This window comes from Microcella daejeonensis (genome assembly GCF_026625045.1).
Classification (GTDB): domain Bacteria; phylum Actinomycetota; class Actinomycetes; order Actinomycetales; family Microbacteriaceae; genus Microcella; species Microcella daejeonensis.
In genome coordinates, this window is the sequence record NZ_CP113089.1 from 284675 (window position 1) to 304250 (window position 19576).

The following is a 19576-nucleotide window of genomic DNA, read 5'->3' on the forward strand; positions in this document are numbered from 1 at the left end:
AAGGGGTTCAGCGGGCGGAGGGCTCGGAGCCGACCTCGGCGCCCGCGTCGTCGAGGAGCGGCAGGTCGTCGAGCCCGACCAGATGGGTCGCGATCGCGTACTCCACCAGGCGCGCGCGGCGGTTCGTGGCGAGCTTGCCCGCGCCGCCCCGGAGCCCGTCGACGCCGATCCTGTCGAGCTTCTCGCACACGTTGTCGAGCTTGCGGTTGAAGGTCGTCGTCGGCCAGCCGAGTCGCTCGGCGGCCTGCGCGGAGCTGGGCAGCTCGGCCCGACCGCGTCGGGCCTGCAGCAGGAAGGGCTCGCAGAGCGCGAGGATCAGCATGCGCTGCGTGCGGGTGAAGGTGATGGGCGCGATGGTCGTCGACCCGGCCGTCGACCCGCCGAGCGGCGAGGTGCGGAAGTGGTCGCCCTCGGAGTGGATCGCGAAGTCGTAGGTCGTCGATCCGGCGGTGAAGACCACCTGCAGCTCGGGGAAGACGATCGGGAGCTTCGCCCCCGGAGAGAGCCACGCCTGAACGGATCCGGCGGCGTCGGAGACGGTCGCGGTGAGCAGCTGGCCGACGTTGTGCAGCCACCACAGGTCGAACTCGTGCCGCAGGGAGAGGAACCGGCGGTGCAGGTACGGGTTCTCGTCGATCGAGAGGTCGGCCTCCCGCCCGATGAAGAACTCGTCGGCGACGTCGAACCACTCGCCGCAGTACTCGACCTTCAGCGGCGTCATGGCGTGCACCCCTCCGTGGTGGGCGACAGGGAGCCGGCGCGCTGCACCGCGACAGCGATGCAGACCTGCGTGCCGGGGGCGACGCCCTCGACGACGATGCGCCCCTCGGCGGACTCCTGCACGACGGCGGTGTCGCTCGGGTTCGTGACGGGGAACCAGCGGAACACGTCGCGCTCCTTCGGGTCGGGGTTCGTCACGGTGAAGGTGACGGTGCCGTCCGCCTCGACCGCCCCCGGCAGGATGCCCGGCGGCTCGATCACGTCGACCACCGCTCCCCCGCCCGCGTCGGGCGCGGTCGACGGGCTCTCGTCGGCGGGGACGACGGTCGGCCCCACGACCACGGCGACGGCGACGATCGCCGCGAGGACGACTGCACCGATCGAGCCGATGAGGATGTTGCGGCGACGGGCGGCGGGATCGCGGGCGTCCGCACCCTCGCGGTCGCGGCCGTCCGCGTCGCGATCGGTCGACGGCGGGGCGGGAACGGGCGGGGCGGGAGCGGGCGAGGCGGACGGGCGCACGGTGTCGGCGATGCCGGCGCCGCGCATGACGGTCGCGTCGAGCGGAGCGGAACCGGTGACGGCCGTCGCGCCGTCGGTCTCGGCACCGCGGATGACGGTGGACTCGGGCACGACCGCCGGCGACGCGGCCCCCGTCGCCGCAGGGGCAGGAGGGGGCGGGATGACCGGCGGCGCCGCGGGAGCGGCCGGGGCCTGCGCCTGGATGACGGAGACCCCGCGGACGCGCGTCTCGTCGGCATCGGGCGAGGACGGCTCGGCCGTCGCGGTCTCGGCCGCGGCCAGCTGCGGCACGTCGAGGGTCGTCGCCTGGAAGCCGAGCTCCATCTCGACCCGCTGCAGCGCCCGGCCGAACTCGATCGCGCTCGCGAAGCGGTCGGCCGGCGCGCTCGCCATGCCCTTCGCGAGCACGGCGATGAGGCTGCGGGGCAGATCGGCCCGCGGCATCGGCGTGACGATGCCGCGCTCGATCCGGCCGATGAGGTCGAGCGCGCCGTTGGAGCGGCCCTCGACCTCGAAGGGGCTGCGCCCGGCGAGGAGGGTGTGCACGGTGGCGGCCAGCGCGAAGACGTCGGAACGGACATCCGGTCGCGGATCGTCGGCGAACATCTCGGGGGGCGACCACGGGATCGACATGCCGACCGTCTGCCCGCCGCCCGTCGTCGCGGCCTCCTCGACCGCGCGGCGGCTCGTCGTGGTGTGCACCGGCAGCTCGCTCTCGACCGCCGAGGAGATGCCGAAGTCGGTCAGGGCCGGCCAGCCGTAGTCGTTGGTGAGCACGTTCGCCGGCTTGATGTCGCGGTGCAGGATGCCCGCCGCATGGGCCGTGGCGACGGCGCCGCTGATGCGCACGCCCACGCGCAGCGCGTCGGTGATGCTGAAGGGCCGCCGCTTGTACTGCTCGGCGAGGCTCGGGCCGGCGCAGTACTCCATGACGAAGTAGGGGCGGCCGTCGTCGGCCACCGCGGCGCCGTAGATCGTGACGATGTAGGGATGCGCGGAGAGCTGCGCCATGAGGTTGGCCTCGGCGACGAAGGCCTGCGTCGACTGCGTCGACAGGTCGTCGGCGAGCAGCACCTTGACGGCGACCTTGCGCCGCGGCAGCTGCTGCTCGTAGAGGAAGACGTCGGCGAAGCCGCCGGAGCCGAGCAGGCGCACCGGCTCGAGGCCGGGCAGGATCGGGGGCTCTCCCGCTCGACGCACGCTCAGCCCTCCCGCACCGTGAGGGTGATGCCGCCGAGGTCGACGACCGTGCCGCCGAGCACGACGCTCGACTCCCCCGCGCGCAGCTGGCGCGGGGTCGCACCCGGAGCGCGCAGCACCGTGCCGTTGCGCGAGTGCAGGTCGGTGACGACGACCGAGTCGCCCTCGAGGTCGAAGCGCACGTGGTTGCGCGAGATGTCGTCGGCGCCGGGCAGGCCGACGAGCTGCGGGATGCGCCCGTCGCTCACCCGGCTCGTGCTGGGGGCGCGACCGACGATGATCGAGCCGTCGAGCGCCGCGCTGCCGCCGGAGGAGATGTCGAGCACGTAGCGCGGACCGGACGCGGCCGCCGGGGCCGACTCCGCGGCCGCGGCGCGCAGGGCGGCGAGATCGCTCGCGACGACGGTCAGGCCGTCGTGGTCGCCCGCGTCGGGGGCCGCCGGGGCACTCGGCGCGGGCGGGACGACCGCGGTCTCCTCCGCCGCCTCGAGCGCCGACGGGATGATCGTGTGCTCGGGAGCGCGGGTGCTGTGGAGGTCGTCGGACGACGACGACGTCCCCGACGTCGGGGCCGCGATCGGTGGCGCGGCGGGCGGGGCGGGCGGGGCGGCGACTGCGACGGGCGCGGCGACGACGGGGGCGGCGGCTGCGGGTGCGGTGGCTGCGGGAGCCGGGGCGGCATCGCGCTGCAGGTGCGGCACGACGACGGTGCGATCGACCACCGCGGCGGCGGCCCGGTCGGCGTCGACGGGGACGAGGTCGAGGCTCACGGCCGCGGCCCGCACGGCCCCCGAGGCCAGCGGCAGCATCGCCGCATCCGCGGAAGGGGATGCGGTGCTCACCGAGCGGACGGTCACCGAGACCGCGTCGGTCAGCAGGTGCTCCGCCCACGTGACGACGGTGGAGGCGTCGATGGTCGAGGCTCCGCCGTCGACGGAGACGACCTCGGCCACGAGGCGCCCGCGCACCACGAGCCGGGCGCCCTCGCCGTCGACGGGGACGAGCAGGGCGAAGGCAGGGGTCGCGGCGAGCCCGCCGGTCGTGAGCGCCGCCATGGCGTCGGCGACGGCATCCCGACCCTGCAGGGCCGCCCACAGCGACGCGACCTCGACAGGGCGCGCGCCGTCGTCGACGACGAGCACCGATCCCTCGGCCGCGACGACCAGCAGTCCGTCGGCTGCGGACTCGTAGCGCAGTGCGCTCATGCGTCTCCTCGATTCGGGCGGGGCGCGGTCTCCTCCGGGATGACGGGAGCGTCGCGCGTGGCGCTCGCCTCGTGCACGGCGGCGGCGCCGTCGACCTCGACGACGACGACCGACACGTTGTCGTGCCCGCCGCGCTCGAGCGCGAGCTCGACGAGCACCTCGGCAGGGGTGGGCCCACCGGGCTGGAAGCGCGCGAGCGCCTCGGCGATCTCGACGTCGGCGAGCTCTTTGCTGAGGCCGTCGGAGCAGACCACGAAACCGTGGCCGGGCCGCAGCGGGATGAGCCAGACGTCGGGCGTGAGCGCGTCGACGACGCCGAGGGCCTTCGTGATGACGTTGCGGTCGGGATGCTGCCGCGCCTCGTCCGGCGAGATCAGCCCGGCGTCGACGAGCTCCTGCACGGCGGAGTGATCGGTGCTGATCTGCCGCAGATCGCGACCGTCCCAGGTGTAGACGCGCGAGTCGCCGATGTTGAGCGCCATCCAGTGCGGCACGGGCGGCAGCCCCGCCTCGACGAGCACCACCCCGGTGAGGGTCGTGCCCGCGAGGCCGGAGGGGCCCTGCTCGTCGTGCGCGATGGCGATGACCGAGTCGTTCGCGGCGGCGATCGCCGAGAGCACCTCGGCGGGGCTCGGAGCGGTGCCGCGCAGGTCGGCGAGGGCCGCGACGGCGCGGCGGCTCGCCTCGTCGCCGCGCGCGTGGCCGCCCATCCCGTCGGCGACGACGTAGACGGGATGCTCCGCGAGCAGGGTGTCCTCGTTGACGCGCCGCACGCGACCGCGGTCGCTCGCCGCGCTCGCCGAGACGCGGGGAGCCCCGGATGAGGACGCCGTCGTCGTCATGCCGCTCCCCCCTGATCAGCCGCCGGTGCGGTCGTCGGGCCGCCCGCGATGGGGAGGTGCCGGACGACCTGTGCTCGACTCAACACTGTAGCGGGATGCTCGCCGCCGTACTCCTACTCGCGGGCGGCCGGCGTGCTGCCGGAGCCGGTGCGGGCCGCGTCGCCGCCCTCGGCCTGCGGCTTCTCGCCCTCGGCGGTCGCCTCGACGACGACGGGCTCGTCGTCGTCGGCCGACGGCCCGACCTCGCTCAGCGAGACCCCGTCGCGACGCATCTTGACGAGGCTCGCCACGACGGCGACGGCCATCGAGAGCACGATGACGACGAGCGAGGTGATCGTGTCGATCTCGGGCACCGGCACCGGGTTGCCGCCGTTGATGAACGGCAGCTCGTTCTCGTGCAGGGCGTGCAGCGTCAGCTTCACGCCGATGAAGGCGAGGATGAACGCGATGCCGAACTTGAGGTACACGAGGCGGTCGACCAGGTGGCCGAGCAGGAAGTAGAGCTGGCGCAGGCCCATGAGGGCGAAGATGTTCGCGGTGAACACGATGAACGGGCTCTGCGTGATGCCGAAGATCGCGGGGATGGAGTCGACCGCGAAGATCAGATCGGTCGTGCCGATCGCGATGAAGACGATGAGCAGCGGGGTCCAGATCTTGCGGCCGTCGATCACGGTGCGCATCTTCATGCCGTGGAACTGATCGGTGATCGCGATGCGCTTGCGCAGGAATCCGATGAGCTTGGACTCGCGCTGCTCGTCGTCCTCCCGGCCCGAGAAGGCCTGCTGCGCCGCCGTGATGAGCAGGAAGATGCCGAAGATGTAGAAGATCCAGCTCAGGTTCTCGATGAGGGCCGCGCCGACGAGGATGAAGGCGCCGCGCAGGAGCAGGGCCAGGATGATGCCGACCATCAGCACCTCCTGCTGCATCTTCTTGGGCACCGCGAACTGCGCCATGATGATGACGAAGACGAAGAGGTTGTCGATCGACAGGCTGTACTCGGTGAGCCAGCCGGCGACGAACTCGCCGCCCGCGGTCGGCCCGACGAACACGAACATCAGCCCCGCGAAGATGAGCGCGAGCGTGACGTAGAACGCCACCCACAGCCCCGACTCCTTCGGGCTCGGCACGTGCGGTCGCTTGACGACGAGCAGCAGGTCGGCGAGCAGGATGAGCGAGAGCACGATGAACGCGGTGATCTCGAACACGACGGGGATCTCGAAGTCCACGAGGGCCTTTCAACGGGGGATGGCCGGGAGACGGCAGGCAAGGGCGGCGACAGTCTCTCCCCCGCGCGGTCGGCACGGCGCCGACCCCGGGGCCGCGACGACGGGGCCCGTGCTGACGGAGGCGGCGATGACGGGATACTCCCTCTCGCGGGGTCGAGTGTAGCCCGGTGGATGCCCGGCTCGCGCCGTGCATCCCGCCGCTGTCGGCCCGTGCTCAGCCGAGGAAGCTGCTCGGATCGAACTCGTCGATGGGGATGACGCGCAGGCGCGGCAGCGGGGAGTCGAACACGCGCGCGTCGTGCTCGAGGTCGAGCAGCTCGACGCCGGGGATGCTGAGCGCGCCGCTGCGGAACTCGGAGAAGCCCACGACCCCGACCCGGCGCTCGCCGTCGACGAGCGCGGCGAGGTCGTCGGCGAAGTCGCCGTCGTTGCTGACGAGCATGACGTCGGCGGCGCGGTCGCGCAGCGCCTGGAGCGTGCGCTCGATGGCGATGTCGACGACCTTCTGGTCGTTCGAGCCCGAGAGCGGCACGACGACGTAGTGCAGCGACTTCAGCGCCTGCACGAAGGTCAGCGGCATGCCCGAGGTCGCGTTGAGGAAGAAGACGCCCTGCGCGGGCTGCTGCCAGCGCTCGGCCGCGAAGGCGGAGAGGCGGTCCCAGCGGGGGCGCTCCTCGGGGCGCGGGCGGCGGTCGAGGATGGACGTGCCGAGGGTCGCGTCGATGTTCTCGCCGTCGACCAGCACCCAGGTGGTCCGGCTCTGCGGCTCGTGCATGGTGCCTCCGTCGGTGCGGGTGGTGCGGTGATCGAAGCCCGATAAGCGAAGAACCCCCGGGCTTCCGCTCTGTGGAGAGAGGAGGCCGGGGGTTCTTCGTGTGGGTGACCCCAGCGGGATTCGAACCCGCGTTACCGCCGTGAGAGGGCAGCGTACTAGGCCGCTATACGATGGGGCCGCATTGCAACCTGACGAGTATGCCACAGGGTTCGGGCTCCGAGCAAAACGGGCGGGCCCCCGCCTCCCTCGCGGGCGTGTCGCGGCCCGGTCGCGGTCAGGCGAGCACCCGCAGCGCCCCCGGCTCCACCGCGATGTCGAGCGGCAGCGGGCCGATGCGCTCCCCGTCGGCGTAGGCGACGACGCCCTGCGCCTCGATCCGAACCCGTGCCGCGCGGTGCACGACCACGCGCGGGTCGCTCACGTGCGTGCCGGCGAAGACCCGCGGGTAGATGCGCAGGAAGGCGAGGCGCCCGAGCGGACGGACGACGACGACGTCGAGCAGGCCGTCGTCGAGCTGCGCGTCGGGGGCGACGAGCATCCCGCCCCCGAACGATCGGTTGTTGGCGATGGCGACGAGCACGCCGCGCTCGCGGTACTCCACCCCGTCGAGCACGAGGCGGTAGTCGATCGGGCGCAGCCGCAGCAGCTCGACGAGCAGCGCGATCGTGTACCGGCTGCGGCCGCGCGGGCGGCGCATGCCGTTGGCGCGCTCGTTGACGAGGGCGTCGAACCCGGCCGAGAGGATGCAGGCGAAGCGCGAGGCGGGAATCCCGTCGCCGGTGATCGTCGCCGTGTCGATGCGCTGCGCCGGGTGCTCGAGCGCGGCGAGCAGCGCGGCGATCGCCGCCTCGGTGTCGTCGATCGGGATGCCCAGACCGCGCGCCACGTCGTTGCCGGTGCCGCTCGGCACGAGCCCCAGGGGCACCTCGCCGCCGGCCAGCGCGAGCAGGCCGAGGTGCACCATGCCGTCGCCGCCGACCACGACGAGCGCGTCGGCGCCGTCAGCGAGCGCCGCGCGGGTGGCGGCGAGCAGCGCGGCGAAGTCGGCCTCGGCGAGCGCCGTGACCTCGTGACCGGCGGCGCGCAGCGCCTCGACGACGCGCGGACCGACGAGGCGGCCGCGCCCGGACGATGCGGAGGGGTTGAGGGCCGCGACGATGCGGCGGGAGGGGCTCACAGCCCCATTGTGCTGGTGGAACGATCAGTCGCCGGGCGTCGACGCGGGCGCCGGGCCGGTCGCCCGATCGGACGAGGGCGTCGCGGCGGGCGGCAGCCCGAGCGCGGCGGCGTCGGTGCCGGCAGCGGCCGCCGCGGCCTGCGCGTTGGCGGCCTCGACGGCGCGGACGACCTCCTCGCGGTGGATGCGCACGCCGGCCGGCGCCTCGATGCCGATGCGCACGCCGTCGCCCCGGGAGTCGAGCACCGTGATGATGATGTCGTCGCCGACGAGGATGCGATCCCCCGGTTTCCGCGTCAGTACGAGCATGCGAGCCAGACTATCCGAGCCGCGGGCGGGCGGCCGGGCGCCCGTCGATCCAGCCGATCGGGATGCCCAGAGCATCGACCGTCTCAGGGCTCGCGGTGGCCGCGACGCCGATGACGGCGAGGGCGTCCACGGGCAGGGCCGCGCCGATGGCCGTCACCCAGCGGGCCGTGTCGTCGGCCTTGCGCGCGGCGTCGACCACGAGCCAGATCTGGTCGGCGCCGATGTCGTCGAGCGCCTGCAGCCGCGAGGCCGAGACCGGGATGCTCGCCGGCAGCCCCGCCGCGAGCACCGTCGAACGGCCCTCGCCGACCGCGTCGGCGCGCAGGGCGCGGGCCCGGCGCCGGTCGTCGCCGCGCGGGAAGCCGGCGCGCTCGTGCGCGCCCGCCTGGGCGAGGAGCGCCCCGCTGTCGGCGGCGATGGTGCGCGCCTGCTCCCACGCGGCCTCCCCCGCGCCGATGACCATGACGAGCGCGCCGCGCTCGCCCCGGGCGACGGGGACGGCCGCGGGCTCGCGCACGCCCGTGGTGGTGGCGCTGAGCTCGGCGAGCAGCTCGGCGAACTCCGGGCGCTCGGTGCTGGGGCGGGGGGCCGCGGCGGGCGCGGGCGCGGCGGCGCCGGGAACCGAGGGGGTGGGGGCGGCGTGGGGGCCTGCGCCGGGCATCCAGTCGCCCTCGACCTGCTCGGCCGCGCGCAGCAGCGCGTCGATGCCGGCCGCGGACGCTCCCGGCGCGACCGGGCCCGCCGCGCCGGTGGGCGCGCCGGGAGCGCCGTCGGGCACCTCGAACTCGATGTCGAAGTAGCGGCGGGCGAAGAGGCCGCGGAAGCCCCCGACCGTCACCGCCTCGGCCGCGACGATGCGCGCGCTCGGTCCGTACTCCTGCTGGATGACCGCCAGGGCGTCGGCGAGGGAGGCGGCCTCACGATGCAATCGTCTCGGCACCGCGGATCACCCCCACGGTCTCGATCTCGCCGCCGGCCGCGGAGGCCTCCTGGTACGACAGCACGGCGACGCCGTCGGGGTGCGGGCTGAGCAGCCGGCGCACGGCGGATCGCAGCGCCGGCGCGCACACGACGACGGGGTCGAGACCGCGGTCGACGGCCTGCCGCACGACCGACTGGCACGAGGCGATGACCTGCTCGATGCGGGCCGGGTCGAGCACGATCTGCGAGCCCAGCTCGCTCGGGCGCAGGCCCTCGAGCATCGACTGCTCGAGCAGGGGATCGATCATGACGACGCGCAGCACGCCGCCCTCGCGGTGCCGCTCGGCGATGACCGGGCCGAGCGCGGTGCGGGCGGCCTCGACGAGGCCCTCCGCGTCGGTGGATGCGCGGGCGCGCAGGGCGAGCGCCTCGTAGATGCGGGCCAGGTCGGTGATCGGCACCCTCTCGGCGAGCAGGGCCTGCAGCACGCGCTGCACCTCGGCGAGGCTCAGCAGGCTCGGAGTGAGCTCCTCCACCGCGGAGGGGCTCACGCCGCGCACCCCCTCGGTGAGCACGCGCACGTCCTCGCGGGAGAGCAGGCGCGCAGCGTGGCTCTGCACGATCGAGGAGAGGTGGGTGATGACGACGCTCGTGCGGTCGATGACGGTGGCGCCGGCGAGCTCGGCCGCGTGCCGCAGCTCGGCGGCGATCCACCGCCCGGCGAGGCCGAACACCGGCTCGGTGATCGGCGTTCCCGGCAGCGAGTCGAGGCGGTCGCCCAGCGCGAGCACACGGCCGGCGGGCACGACGCCCCGCCCGGCCTCGACGCCCGCGACGCGGATGACATAGGTGCCCGAGGGCAGCTCGACGCTGTCGCGGGTGCGCACGGGCGGCACGACGATGCCGAGGTCGAGCGCGATCGTGCGGCGCAGGGCGCGCACGCGCCCGAGCAGGTCGTCGGGGCCGCCGGTGACGAGGTCGACGATGTCGGGTGCGAGCCGGATCTCGAGGGCGTGCACCCGCATCTGCTCGATGAGCTGCTCGGGGCTGTCGCGCGCGGCGGCCGGGGCCTCGGCGGCCTCGGCCGCCGTCGCGGCGAGGGCATCGGAGCGCTCCGCACGGCGCAGCCTCAGCGCGATGAGCAGGAGCGAGGCCCCGACGATGAGGAAGGGCAGGGGCGGCATGCCCGGGATCAGCGCCATGGCGATGGCGGCGCATCCCGCGATCATGAGCGCCTGCCGCGACTGCACCAGCTGCCGCGAGGCGGTCGTGCCCATCTGCTCGTCGGCCGTCGAGCGGGTGACGATCATGCCCGTCGAGACGGCCATGAGCAGCGCCGGGATCTGGGTGACGAGACCGTCGCCGATCGTCAGCAGCGTGTAGGTCTCGACGGCCTCGCCGATCTCCATGCCCATCTGTGCCATGCCGATGGCGATGCCGCCGACGATGTTGATGATGATGATGATGATGCCGGCGATCGCGTCGCCCTTGACGAACTTGGATGCGCCGTCCATCGCGCCGTAGAAGTCGGCCTCGGCGGCCACCGTCGCGCGCCGCTCCTTCGCCTGCTCCTCGGTGATGAGGCCCGCGTTGAGCTCGGCGTCGATCGCCATCTGCTTGCCGGGCATCGCATCGAGCGTGAAGCGCGCGCCGACCTCGGCGACGCGCTCGGCGCCCTTCGTGACGACGACGAACTGGATGACGATGAGGATGAGGAACACGACCGCGCCGATGATGAGCGAGCCGCCGACGGCGACCGTGCCGAAGGCCTCGATGACGGCGCCCGCGTGGGCCTCGCCCAGCACGAGCCGGGTGGAGGCGACGTTGAGGCCGAGGCGGAACAGCGTGGCGACGAGCAGCAGAGAGGGGAACACCGAGAAGTCGAGCGGCTTCGTCACGAACATCGTCGTCAGCAGGATCACCAGCGCGAAGAGGATGTTGATGATGATGAGCACGTCGAGCAGCGGTGCCGGGATGGGCACGATGAGCAGCAGGAGGATGCCCACCACTCCGATGGGCACGCCGAGGGCGCGTACGAGGGAGCTCATCGGCTCCTCCTTCCCGGGGCCACGGCCCCGTCGATGATGCCGCGCGGCGTCGAGCCGGCGGCGCGCATGGCCATGACGAGCGCGAGCACGCGCGCGACCGCCTCGTAGAGCTCGGCGGGGATCTCGCGGCCGATCTCGCAGGCCGCGTGCACCGCCCGGGCGAGCGGGACGTCGCGCACGAGCGGCACCCCGCACTGCTCGCCCTTCTCGCGGATGCGGGCGGCGATCAGGCCGCTGCCCTTCGCGACGACCCGGGGGGCGCCCTTGCTCGCGTCGTAGCGCAGAGCGACGGCGATGTGCGTGGGGTTGACGAGCACGACGTCGGCATCGGCGACCGCGGCGATCATGCGGTTGCGGCTCGTGGCGAGCTGCCGGGCCCGGCGCTGCGCCTTGATGAGCGGGTCGCCGTCGGTGTTCTTGTTCTCGTCGGTGAGTTCCTTGCGCGTCATGCGCGTGTGCTTCTGATTGCGCTTCGCGACGACGAGGACGTCGATGACGGCCAGCACCAGGCCGGCGGCGACCGCCGCCTGCAGCACGCTCGCGATGCCCTGCACGGCGGTCTCGAGCACGGCGCCGACGGGCAGCGAGGCGGAGCTCGCGAGGAACGGGAGCAGCCCGGAGATGACCGCCGTGAGCACCGCGGCGACGACCGCCGTCTTCATGAGCGCCTTCCCGCCCTCCCACCAGGCCTGCAGGCCGAACAGCCGCTTGACACCCGAGACGAGGTTGAACTGCTCGACCTTCGTGGTGAACGGCCGCAGGCGCATGCCGCCCTGCACCACCGAGCCGGCGAGCGCCGTGATGACGACGATCACCAGCAGAGGGGCGAGCACCACGAGCACTCCCCCGAGCGCGGTCTCGAGGGCGCCGAGGGCGACCTCGGGGTCGGGGTCGCGCACGACGGTGCCGATCATGAGCATCTGGCCCGTGCCCTCGGCCGTCGCCGCCTCGATGATGCCGGGCAGCACGAGACCGGCGGCGCCGATGCCGAGCCACGAGGCGAGATCCTGCGAGGTGCCGAGCCGGCCCTTGCGGGTGGCGTCGCGCAACTTCTTCGGCGTCGCCTTCTCGGTGCGCTCCTGCGAGTCGCTCACGGGCGCGCACCCCCCATCATCTCGACCGCGTCGCCGACGAGCGCGTCGACCACCGCGGGGAGGCCGATGAAGGCCGGCACGACGAGGATGAGCGTGAGGAAGATCTTCAGCGGGAACCCCAGCGCGAGCGCGTTGAGCTGCGGGGCGACCCGGGTGAGCAGCCCCAGCCCGATATCAGCGAGCACGAGCACCACCAGCAGCGGGCCGGCGATCTGCACCGCGGCGAGCAGCAGCTGGCTGGATGCGGTGATGATCAGCTCGGCGTCGACGACGTCGATCGAGGCCGTCGCCACCGGGATGGCCTCGTAGGAGCGGAGCAGCCCGCCGATCACGAGCAGGTACCCGCCCGAGGCGAAGAGCAGCGCGACCGCCGTCATCTGGAAGAGCCGCGCGAACTGCGCGCCGTTCACCATCGACTGCGGGTCGAATCCCTGGGCGAGCGAGAACCCGCCGAACAGGTCGATGAGACCGCCCGCGGACTGCACGGCCGCGAAGGCCAGGTAGACGAGGAAGCCCAGGAGGGCTCCGACGACGAGCTCGAGCACGAGCGCCCCGAGGAAGGCGCCGCCCGAGCTCGGCTCGGCGACCTGCGCCGCGCGGGGCGAGACGGCGAGGGCGAGGCCCATGGCGAGCATCCCCTTCACGCGCAGCGGGATGGCGCCGGTGGAGAAGGGCGGAGCGATGACGATGAAGGCGACCATGCGCACGGCGGCGAGGGCGAAGGTCTCGAGCCACACCGCGTTGACGGCGAAGGTCACGGCTCAGCCCCCCAGCAGCTCGGGGATGCGGCCGAAGGCGAGGTGCGTGAAGGCCACCATCTCGCTGATCATCCAGTTGCCCGCGACGACGAGCGCGAGGGCGACGGCCGCCATCTTCGGCACGAACGAGAGCGTGACCTCCTGGATCTGCGTGATCGACTGCAGCAGCGAGATGGCGAAGCCGACGACGAGCGCCGTGACGAGGATGGGCGCCGAGAGCTTGGCGGAGACGATGATCGCCTGCACGGCGAGGTCGAGGACGGCGGCGGAGTCCATCAGGCGCCCTGGTAGCTCTGGATGAGGGTCGTCGTGATGAGCCCCCAGCCGTCGACGAGGATGAACAGCAGGATCTTGAACGGCAGCGAGATCATCACCGGCGGCAGCATCATCATGCCGAGCGACATGAGCGCGGCGGAGACGACGATGTCGATGATGAGGAACGGCACGAAGATGACGAAGCCGATGATGAACGCGCTGCGCAGCTCGGAGAGCAGGAACGCGGGGATGAGAGTCGTGAGCGCGACGTCGTCGGGCGTCGCCGGGTTCGGCAGGTCGGCGGCGCGCATGATGAGCGCGAGGTCCTCCTGCCGCGTGAACGAGAGCATGAACTCGCGCAGCGGCACGACGCCCGTCTCGAAGGCCGTCGTGGCCGTCATCGAGCCGTCGAGGTAGGGCTGCACCGCCCCGCTGTTGATGGCCTCGAGCACGGGCGCCATGATGAAGAGGGAGAGGAAGAGCGCGAGCCCGGCGAGCACCTGGTTGGGCGGGATGGTCGGCAGCGAGAGCGCGTTGCGGGTCATCGCGAGCACGACGAAGATCTTCGTGAACGACGTCGTCATGATGAGCAGCGCCGGCGCCACCGAGAGCAGCGTCACGGCGAGGAAGGTGACGATCGCCGTCGAGGGCTCGCCGTTCGGCCCGTTGATGCTGATGCCGATGCCGCCGTCGGGGGCGATCGGCTGCATCGCCCAGATCGTCATGCGCTCACCGCTGCGCGGCGGAGCCGAGGGCGCGCTGCCAGACCGCCGCCCAGCTCGGGGGCGTCGCGAGGGGCGCGGCGCTGAGGCGCGCGCGCGCGGGCGCGAGCGGCGTGACCGTGGCGGGGGCGTCCGTGGCCGGTGCGCTCTCGAGCGACGGGATGCTCGGCTCGGCCGGCGCGTCGTGCCGGGCCAGCACGGTCATGCCCTGCTCGGTCACCCCGAGCACGAGCCGCTCGCCCTCGACCTCGACGACGACGACCGACGACTTGCCGGCGACGCCCTGCCGGCCGATGAGGCGCACGACGGCGGCCTTCTGCGGGCGGCGCTCACCCGTCGAGAGGCGTCGCTGCACGATCCACAGCAGCGCGATGACGACGCCGAGCGAGACGACGACGCGCAGCGCCAGGAGGAGGTCGTCCACGGTCAGTCGGTCGTCTCGGCGGTGTCGAGGATGCGCGTGATGCGCACGGCGTAGTCCTGGTCGACGACGACGATCTCGCCGAGGGCGATGCGGCGCCCGTTGAGCAGGATGTCGGCGGGGGCGCCGGCGGATCGGTCGAGCTCGACCACCGAGCCCGGCTCGAGGGCGAGGACCCCGCGGACGGGCATGGTCGTGCGGCCGATCTCGACGGTGAGCGTCATCGCGACGTCGTTGATGCGCCCCAGTCGGGCGCTGCCGTCGGCGGTGCGCGATGCGGGCGCCTCGGCGGAGGTCGCGATGATGAGCCAGCCGAGCGCCGCGGTGTCGGTGGTGAGGGCGAAGGCCGCTCCGCGGTCGAGCAGCACTCCCGCGTCGCCCGCGCGGGCGTCGCCGAGCACGCCGGCGCCGAAGGTCGAGGCGGCCGCCTCCAGTGCCGGGCGCAGCAGGGCGTCGACGGGCAGGTCGCCGATCTCGGCGCCCCCGGTGAGCGCCGCCGCGTCGGCGATGAGGACGCCGAACTCGGAGGTCGTGGCCCCGACGAAGGTGGCGAGCACGGCATCCGCGCCGCCGGAGAGGAGGGCGGCCGGCGGGGCCTGCTCGACGACGGTGACGCCCTGGACGGGCAGCGCCGCCGCGAAGGCGCGAGCGGCGGCGAGCTCGAGACCGGTGGACGGGACGGGGGCGGTGATGGTCATGCGGATTCCTCCAGGTCGATGACGACGCCCGCCAGGCGGGCGCCGACGGCGCCGGCTGCGGCGCGGGCGATGATGCGGCCGTCGACCGCGAGGTCGAAGGGGCGGGTGTGCCCGTGCGGCAGGGGGATGACGTCGCCGACCGCGAGGTCGAGCACGCGGCGCGGGCTCACGGGAACCTCGCGCAGGCGGAGGGCGACCTCGACGGGAGCCGCGATCACGTGGTCGCGGAGGCGCTCGGGGCTGTGACCGGCGACCGCGTCGAGCACGTCGACGCCGAGACGCGGCAGCAGCTCGGCCAGCGGGATCGCGATCGAGGCCTCGGCGGCCGGGCCGCCGCCGGCGCGCACCATGAAGGCGCCGACGACCATGAGGTCGCTCGGCGCGGTCGCCTGGGCGACCATCGAGTTCTCGTGCACCGACTCGACGCGGAGGTCGTCGATGAGGATGCCCCCGAAGCTGTAGGAGAGGTCCTCGAGCACCCCGGCGGCCAGCCGGCGCACGAGCGAGAGCTCGATGGGCGTGTACCGCCGGTCGGGGGCGACGATCGGGGAGGTCGCGCCGAGCATCGTCGCGATCCAGCCGAAGGCGGCATCCGGCGGGAACTGGATGACCGCGCGCGCCGGGTGCTCCCCCATCGCGCACAGCACCATGGTCGTGCGGGAGGGCAGCGACGCGGCGTAGTCCGCGTAGGACTCCACGACGACCTGGTCGAAGGCGACCTGGGACATCACGCGCAGCGAGGCGGTGAGCTGGGTGCCCCACTGGCGCGAGAAGGTCTCGAAGGCCTGCTCGAGGGCCCGCGTCTGCTGGCGCGCGAGCGTCGTCGGGCGCTTGAAGTCGTAGACCTCGACCGCGGGATTCTGAACCGTCACGAGAGCGACTATCGGCCGGGAGCCCCCGACGGTTAGGAGGCGCCCTCAACGGCCGGCGATCACCCCGAGGCCACCACCGTCTCGAGCTCGGCGAGGGCCTCGTCGAACAGGGCGCGCACGTCCTCCGGGGACGAGGAGAGCACGACGATGTCGGTGCGGCGGTTCTGCGCCAGATCCTGCGGCGTCCCTCCCGCGGCGAGGGGACGGGCATCCCCGTAGCCGATCGCGCTCACGAGGGCCGGCGGCACGCCCTGCCCGACCAGGTAGCGCAGCACCTCGGTGGAGCGCGCCGTCGAGAGCTCCCAGTTCGTGGGGAAGGGCGGCTCGGGCTGCCGCGTGTCGGCGTGGCCCTCGACCGCGGACTCGTAGCCCGAGGCGGCGAGCGGGGCGCCGACGGCGTCGAGCACGATCCGGGCCACCGGGGTGAGCGCCGCCTGGTTGCTGTCGAAGAAGGTCTCGGTGCCGACCAGGCGCACGATCAGGCCGCGCTCGTCGAACAGGAACTCCACGGCATCCTCGACGCCCTGCTCGGTGAGCCGCGCGCTCATCGCCTCGCGCAGCTCCACGAGCTCGGCGACCTCCTGCTGCGCGAGCTCGTAGGTGGTGAGCCCGCCGGTCTCCTCCGTGACGAGCTCGGCCGGGACGACGGTGCCGGAGGCGGTGTCGGCGGTCTCGCTCGCCTCCTGCCCGAACCCGGTGGCGAGCGAGGCGGCGAGCTGCTCGTACTTCGTCTGGTCGACCGTCGAGATGGCGTAGAGCACGATGAACAGGCACATCAACACGGTGACCATGTCCATGTACGAGGCCATCCAGCGCTCGTCCGGCCCGTCGTGACCGCCGGCGTCGCTGTGACCCCCGCGGCGACGGCGGCTCATGCGGGCACCGCGCCGGGCACGGGGATGCCCGCTGCGCGCTCCTCGGGCGACGCCTTCTCCCTCGGAGCACGGCCGGCCGGCACCATGGCCGAGAGGCGCTCGCGAAGCCCGCGCGGCTGGGCCCCGGCCTGCACGGCCATGAGCCCCTCGACGACGATGGAGAGCCGCTGCTCCTCCATATCGGCCAGTCGGGTGAGCTTGCCGCCGATGGGCAGCCACATGAAGTTCGCCGAGACGAGCCCCCACAGCGTGGCGACGAACGCCGCCGCGATCATGTGCCCCAGCTTGTCCGGCTCGCTGAGGTTCTCGAGCACGTGCGTGAGCGAGACGACGGTGCCGATGATGCCGACCGTCGGAGCGAATCCGCCCATCGTCATGAAGAACTTGGCCGCTCCGCGCTTCTCGGCGATGCGCGTGTCGACCGAGTCCTCGAGCATCGTGCGCAGCTCGGCCGGATCGGTGCCGTCGGCGATGCTCTGCAGACCCGACTTCATGATCGGGTCGCTCGTCGACTCGGCCTCCTGCTCGAGCGCGAGCAGCCCCTCGCGGCGGGCCCGCTCGGCGGTCGTGACGAGGTCGTCGATGACCGCGCGCGGGGCGGGCACCTTTCCGACGAAGGCCTGCGGCAGGGCGCGGACCGCGCGCACCGCGTCGCGGACCGTGCCGCTCGCGATCGCGACCGCGATCGTGCCGCCGAAGACGAGGATCATCGGGGCGGGCAGGAGGAGCGAGGTGATGCTCGCCCCCTCGAGGAGCGCCATCGCGACCATCGCGCCGAAGGCGATCGCGATACCGATGAGGGTCATGGGATCCATGGCTCAGACCCCCCGGGGCCGCAGCGCGACGGGTTCGAGCACCGGGCGCGGGCTCTCGTCCGCCCCGATCATGCTCTGGGCGTGCGAGATCACCCGGGCGCGGAAGGCGACGATCGCGGAGACGATCTGATCGAGCGACTCGGCGACGACGTAGCTCGCGCCGTCGACCATCACGAGGGTGGTGTCGGGGCTCGCGTGCACGCGCGCGATGAGATCGGGATTGACAGCGAAAGTGCTGTCGTTCAACCGCGTGACCATGATCATCCGTGTACCCCCGAGTCGCGCGCCATCCATAGCGCACCTACGACTATCGGCACGCGGACGGGCCCCGTTAGCCGCTGCGGGAGCGGCCGACGGGGCCCGTCGGGGTGCGGCGACTAGCGCTTGAGGTTGGTGAGCTCCTGCAGCACCTCGTCGGAGGTCGTGATGATGCGGGCGTTCGCCTGGAACCCACGCTGGGCGACGATGAGGTTCGTGAACTCCTGCGACAGGTCGACGTTCGACATCTCGAGCGCGCCCGTGAGCAGCGACCCCAGCCCGTCGGTGCCCGCGGCGCCGACGGTGGCGACCCCGGAGTTCGCGGTCGCCCGGTAGGCCGAGCTGCCGGCCTTCTCCAGGCCGACCGGGTTGACGAAGTTCGCCAGCGCGACGCGCCCGAGCACCTCGCGGCCGCCGTTGCTGAACAGACCGGTCAGCGTGCCGTCCTTGCCGAGCGAGAACGACTCGATCGTGCCCGCCTCCTGGCCGTCCTGCTCGGTGATGCTCACCGTGCTCAGCTGGGCGAAGCCGGTGACGCCGGTGAGGTCGACGTCGATGCCGCCGACGGTGAGCGCGCCGCCCGCGGTGAGGGCACCGGCGGTGAAGGCGAGAGCGCCCGCTCCCGTGCCGCCCTGGCCGTCCGTGCCGGCGACGTCCCAGCCGCCCGCCGTGCGGGTGAAGGTGAGCTGCAGGGTGCGCGAGGTGCCCGTCCCGTCGAAGATCTCGATGTCGCGCACGACGGCGTCGCCGACGGCGGCCCCGTCGGGGAGGTTGCCGGCGACCCGCGCGGTGGTCGTGGCGCGCGCCGGGCTGACCGCCTCGAGCGGCAGCTGGATGGGACCGAGCTGCCCGCCCTGCTGCACGACGCCGTTCACGGCGTTCCAGCCCTGCAGGATGGAGCCGTCGGGCGTCACGAGCCGGCCGGCCGCGTCGAAGTCGAAGGATCCGGCCCGCGTGTAGAGGGTCTCGCCGCCCGACTGCACGACGAAGAAGCCGTCGCCCGAGATCATCATGTCGGTGCCGCGACCGGTCGACTGCGCCGATCCCTGGGCGAAGTTCGTCGAGATGCCGGCGACCTGCACGCCGAGACCGATCTGGGCGGGGTTGGTGCCGCCGATGGCCGCCTGCGGCGCCCCGGCGCCCTGCGTCATCTGCGAGAGCGTGTCCTGGAACTGCGTGGCCGAGGCCTTGAAGGCGGTCGTGTTGACGTTGGCGATGTTGTTGCCCGTGACGTCGAGCATCGTCTGGTGCGAGCGGAGTCCGGAGATGCCGGAGTAGAGCGAGCGGAGCATGGTCGTCCTTTCGTGGGCATCGGGCGGGATGCGCGATGCGAGAACCGTGGGCGGTGCGAGGTGTCGTGCGGTGTGCGGCGGAGCGGGGGCGGGCGGCGATGCGCGCGAGCGCCCGCCGCCTGGGGTCAGGGGGCCGGAGCGGCAGCGGGCTGCCCGGCGGCGCGGACGCCGTCGACCGCGTCGAGGGGCAGCTCGATGCCGTCGACGGTCACCATCGGGACGGAGCCGCGGAACGACACCGAGGTCGCCGTTCCGCTCCTCTCCACGCCGTCGGCGTCGCGGTAGGAGACGGTCGAGCCGACGATCGCCGTCGCGGCGATGCGCATCTGCAGCCCGAAGCCCTCCTCCGTCAGCCCGGTGAGGCCCGTGAGGCTCTCCATCATCGCGAGCTGCGTCGTCTGGGCGATCATCTCGTTGGTGTCCATCGGCGAGCTCGGATCCTGGTTGCGCAGCTGCGCGACGAGCAGCGACATGAAGACCTCGCTGCCCATGGTCTGGGCGGGCGGCGGCGGGGCGGTCGCGGGCGTCGCGGCGGGGCCGGCGGCGGCGATGGGGATGACGGGCACGGGGG

22 protein-coding genes and 1 tRNA gene are annotated in these 19576 nt (G+C 73.1%); all 23 read right to left on the reverse strand.

Annotation, left to right across the window (positions count from 1 at the left end):
* Nucleotides 1-7: 7 nt before the first annotated feature.
* Nucleotides 8-721 carry a hypothetical protein gene (locus OVN18_RS01435; RefSeq protein ID WP_267781498.1) on the reverse strand — a complete coding sequence of 238 codons (714 nt, stop codon included), beginning with the start codon at nt 719-721 and terminating at the stop codon, nt 8-10.
* The gene (locus OVN18_RS01440; RefSeq protein ID WP_267781500.1) at nt 718-2442 is read right to left on the reverse strand and encodes a serine/threonine-protein kinase; all 1725 of its coding nucleotides are present in this window, start codon (nt 2440-2442) and stop codon (nt 718-720) included. The genes OVN18_RS01435 and OVN18_RS01440 overlap by 4 nt, the downstream gene beginning before the upstream one ends.
* A 2-nt stretch (nt 2443-2444) precedes the next feature.
* Complete coding sequence (locus tag OVN18_RS01445; RefSeq protein WP_267781502.1) at nt 2445-3647, reverse strand: FHA domain-containing protein; 1203 nt, start codon at nt 3645-3647, stop codon at nt 2445-2447.
* On the reverse strand, nt 3644-4489 hold the full coding sequence (locus OVN18_RS01450; RefSeq protein ID WP_267737751.1) for a PP2C family protein-serine/threonine phosphatase: 846 nt from the start codon (nt 4487-4489) through the stop codon (nt 3644-3646). Before OVN18_RS01450 ends, OVN18_RS01445 begins: the two co-directional genes overlap by 4 nt.
* 113 nt (nt 4490-4602) lie before the next feature.
* On the reverse strand, nt 4603-5715 hold the full coding sequence (locus OVN18_RS01455; RefSeq protein WP_267781503.1) for a TerC family protein: 1113 nt from the start codon (nt 5713-5715) through the stop codon (nt 4603-4605).
* A gap of 214 nt (nt 5716-5929) precedes the next feature.
* The gene (locus tag OVN18_RS01460; protein WP_267737753.1) at nt 5930-6490 is read right to left on the reverse strand and encodes an NYN domain-containing protein; all 561 of its coding nucleotides are present in this window, start codon (nt 6488-6490) and stop codon (nt 5930-5932) included.
* A gap of 105 nt (nt 6491-6595) precedes the next feature.
* Nucleotides 6596-6668, reverse strand: a tRNA-Glu gene (locus OVN18_RS01465).
* Between the two features lie 96 nt (nt 6669-6764).
* Entirely contained in the window at nt 6765-7667 is a 903-nt protein-coding gene (locus OVN18_RS01470) for a diacylglycerol kinase family protein (protein WP_267781504.1), read from the reverse strand.
* 24 nt (nt 7668-7691) lie between these two features.
* A complete protein-coding gene (locus tag OVN18_RS01475; protein ID WP_267781505.1) occupies nt 7692-7976 on the reverse strand; it encodes a carbon storage regulator in 285 nt (94 codons plus the stop codon).
* A 10-nt stretch (nt 7977-7986) separates the two neighbouring features.
* Nucleotides 7987-8904 carry a hypothetical protein gene (locus OVN18_RS01480; RefSeq protein ID WP_267781507.1) on the reverse strand — a complete coding sequence of 306 codons (918 nt, stop codon included), beginning with the start codon at nt 8902-8904 and terminating at the stop codon, nt 7987-7989.
* Entirely contained in the window at nt 8894-10945 is a 2052-nt protein-coding gene (locus OVN18_RS01485; RefSeq protein WP_267781508.1) for a flagellar biosynthesis protein FlhA, read from the reverse strand. The genes OVN18_RS01480 and OVN18_RS01485 overlap by 11 nt, the downstream gene beginning before the upstream one ends.
* Nucleotides 10942-12039 (reverse strand): EscU/YscU/HrcU family type III secretion system export apparatus switch protein, encoded by a 1098-nt coding sequence (locus OVN18_RS01490; protein ID WP_267781509.1) that lies wholly within the window; start codon nt 12037-12039, stop codon nt 10942-10944. The genes OVN18_RS01485 and OVN18_RS01490 overlap by 4 nt, the downstream gene beginning before the upstream one ends.
* Nucleotides 12036-12797: a flagellar biosynthetic protein FliR gene (locus tag OVN18_RS01495; RefSeq protein ID WP_267781511.1), complete on the reverse strand. Its 762-nt coding sequence runs from the start codon at nt 12795-12797 to the stop codon at nt 12036-12038. Before OVN18_RS01495 ends, OVN18_RS01490 begins: the two co-directional genes overlap by 4 nt.
* A 3-nt stretch (nt 12798-12800) precedes the next feature.
* A complete protein-coding gene (fliQ, locus tag OVN18_RS01500; RefSeq protein ID WP_267737760.1) occupies nt 12801-13073 on the reverse strand; it encodes a flagellar biosynthesis protein FliQ in 273 nt (90 codons plus the stop codon).
* The gene (gene fliP, locus OVN18_RS01505; protein WP_267781513.1) at nt 13073-13777 is read right to left on the reverse strand and encodes a flagellar type III secretion system pore protein FliP; all 705 of its coding nucleotides are present in this window, start codon (nt 13775-13777) and stop codon (nt 13073-13075) included. The genes fliQ and fliP overlap by 1 nt, the downstream gene beginning before the upstream one ends.
* 4 nt (nt 13778-13781) lie before the next feature.
* On the reverse strand, nt 13782-14198 hold the full coding sequence (locus OVN18_RS01510; protein WP_267781514.1) for a flagellar biosynthetic protein FliO: 417 nt from the start codon (nt 14196-14198) through the stop codon (nt 13782-13784).
* A gap of 2 nt (nt 14199-14200) precedes the next feature.
* Nucleotides 14201-14893 (reverse strand): flagellar motor switch protein FliN, encoded by a 693-nt coding sequence (fliN, locus tag OVN18_RS01515; protein WP_267781515.1) that lies wholly within the window; start codon nt 14891-14893, stop codon nt 14201-14203.
* A complete protein-coding gene (locus tag OVN18_RS01520; RefSeq protein ID WP_267781516.1) occupies nt 14890-15765 on the reverse strand; it encodes a flagellar motor switch protein FliM in 876 nt (291 codons plus the stop codon). The genes fliN and OVN18_RS01520 overlap by 4 nt, the downstream gene beginning before the upstream one ends.
* Before the next feature lie 59 nt (nt 15766-15824).
* Nucleotides 15825-16574 carry an OmpA/MotB family protein gene (locus tag OVN18_RS01525; RefSeq protein ID WP_267781517.1) on the reverse strand — a complete coding sequence of 250 codons (750 nt, stop codon included), beginning with the start codon at nt 16572-16574 and terminating at the stop codon, nt 15825-15827.
* A gap of 62 nt (nt 16575-16636) precedes the next feature.
* Nucleotides 16637-17455: a motility protein A gene (locus tag OVN18_RS01530; protein WP_267781518.1), complete on the reverse strand. Its 819-nt coding sequence runs from the start codon at nt 17453-17455 to the stop codon at nt 16637-16639.
* Nucleotides 17456-17458: 3 nt separating this feature from the next.
* A complete protein-coding gene (locus OVN18_RS01535; RefSeq protein ID WP_324287787.1) occupies nt 17459-17701 on the reverse strand; it encodes a flagellar FlbD family protein in 243 nt (80 codons plus the stop codon).
* 131 nt (nt 17702-17832) lie between these two features.
* The gene (locus OVN18_RS01540) at nt 17833-19005 is read right to left on the reverse strand and encodes a flagellar hook protein FlgE (RefSeq protein WP_267781519.1); all 1173 of its coding nucleotides are present in this window, start codon (nt 19003-19005) and stop codon (nt 17833-17835) included.
* A 125-nt stretch (nt 19006-19130) separates the two neighbouring features.
* On the reverse strand, nt 19131-19571 hold the full coding sequence (locus OVN18_RS01545) for a flagellar hook assembly protein FlgD (protein WP_267781520.1): 441 nt from the start codon (nt 19569-19571) through the stop codon (nt 19131-19133).
* Nucleotides 19572-19576 lie beyond the last annotated feature (5 nt).

Coding starts and splice junctions, on each gene's coding strand:
- OVN18_RS01435 (WP_267781498.1), bottom strand. CDS start 721: ATGACGCCGCTGAAGGTCGAGTACTGCGGCGAGTGGTTCGACGTCGCC.
- OVN18_RS01445 (WP_267781502.1), bottom strand. CDS start 3,647: ATGAGCGCACTGCGCTACGAGTCCGCAGCCGACGGACTGCTGGTCGTC.
- OVN18_RS01450 (WP_267737751.1), bottom strand. CDS start 4,489: ATGACGACGACGGCGTCCTCATCCGGGGCTCCCCGCGTCTCGGCGAGC.
- OVN18_RS01460 (WP_267737753.1), bottom strand. CDS start 6,490: ATGCACGAGCCGCAGAGCCGGACCACCTGGGTGCTGGTCGACGGCGAG.
- OVN18_RS01475 (WP_267781505.1), bottom strand. CDS start 7,976: ATGCTCGTACTGACGCGGAAACCGGGGGATCGCATCCTCGTCGGCGAC.
- OVN18_RS01485 (WP_267781508.1), bottom strand. CDS start 10,945: ATGAGCTCCCTCGTACGCGCCCTCGGCGTGCCCATCGGAGTGGTGGGC.
- fliQ (WP_267737760.1), bottom strand. CDS start 13,073: ATGGACTCCGCCGCCGTCCTCGACCTCGCCGTGCAGGCGATCATCGTC.
- fliP (WP_267781513.1), bottom strand. CDS start 13,777: ATGACGATCTGGGCGATGCAGCCGATCGCCCCCGACGGCGGCATCGGC.
- fliN (WP_267781515.1), bottom strand. CDS start 14,893: ATGACCATCACCGCCCCCGTCCCGTCCACCGGTCTCGAGCTCGCCGCC.
- OVN18_RS01525 (WP_267781517.1), bottom strand. CDS start 16,574: ATGGCCTCGTACATGGACATGGTCACCGTGTTGATGTGCCTGTTCATC.
- OVN18_RS01530 (WP_267781518.1), bottom strand. CDS start 17,455: ATGGATCCCATGACCCTCATCGGTATCGCGATCGCCTTCGGCGCGATG.
- OVN18_RS01540 (WP_267781519.1), bottom strand. CDS start 19,005: ATGCTCCGCTCGCTCTACTCCGGCATCTCCGGACTCCGCTCGCACCAG.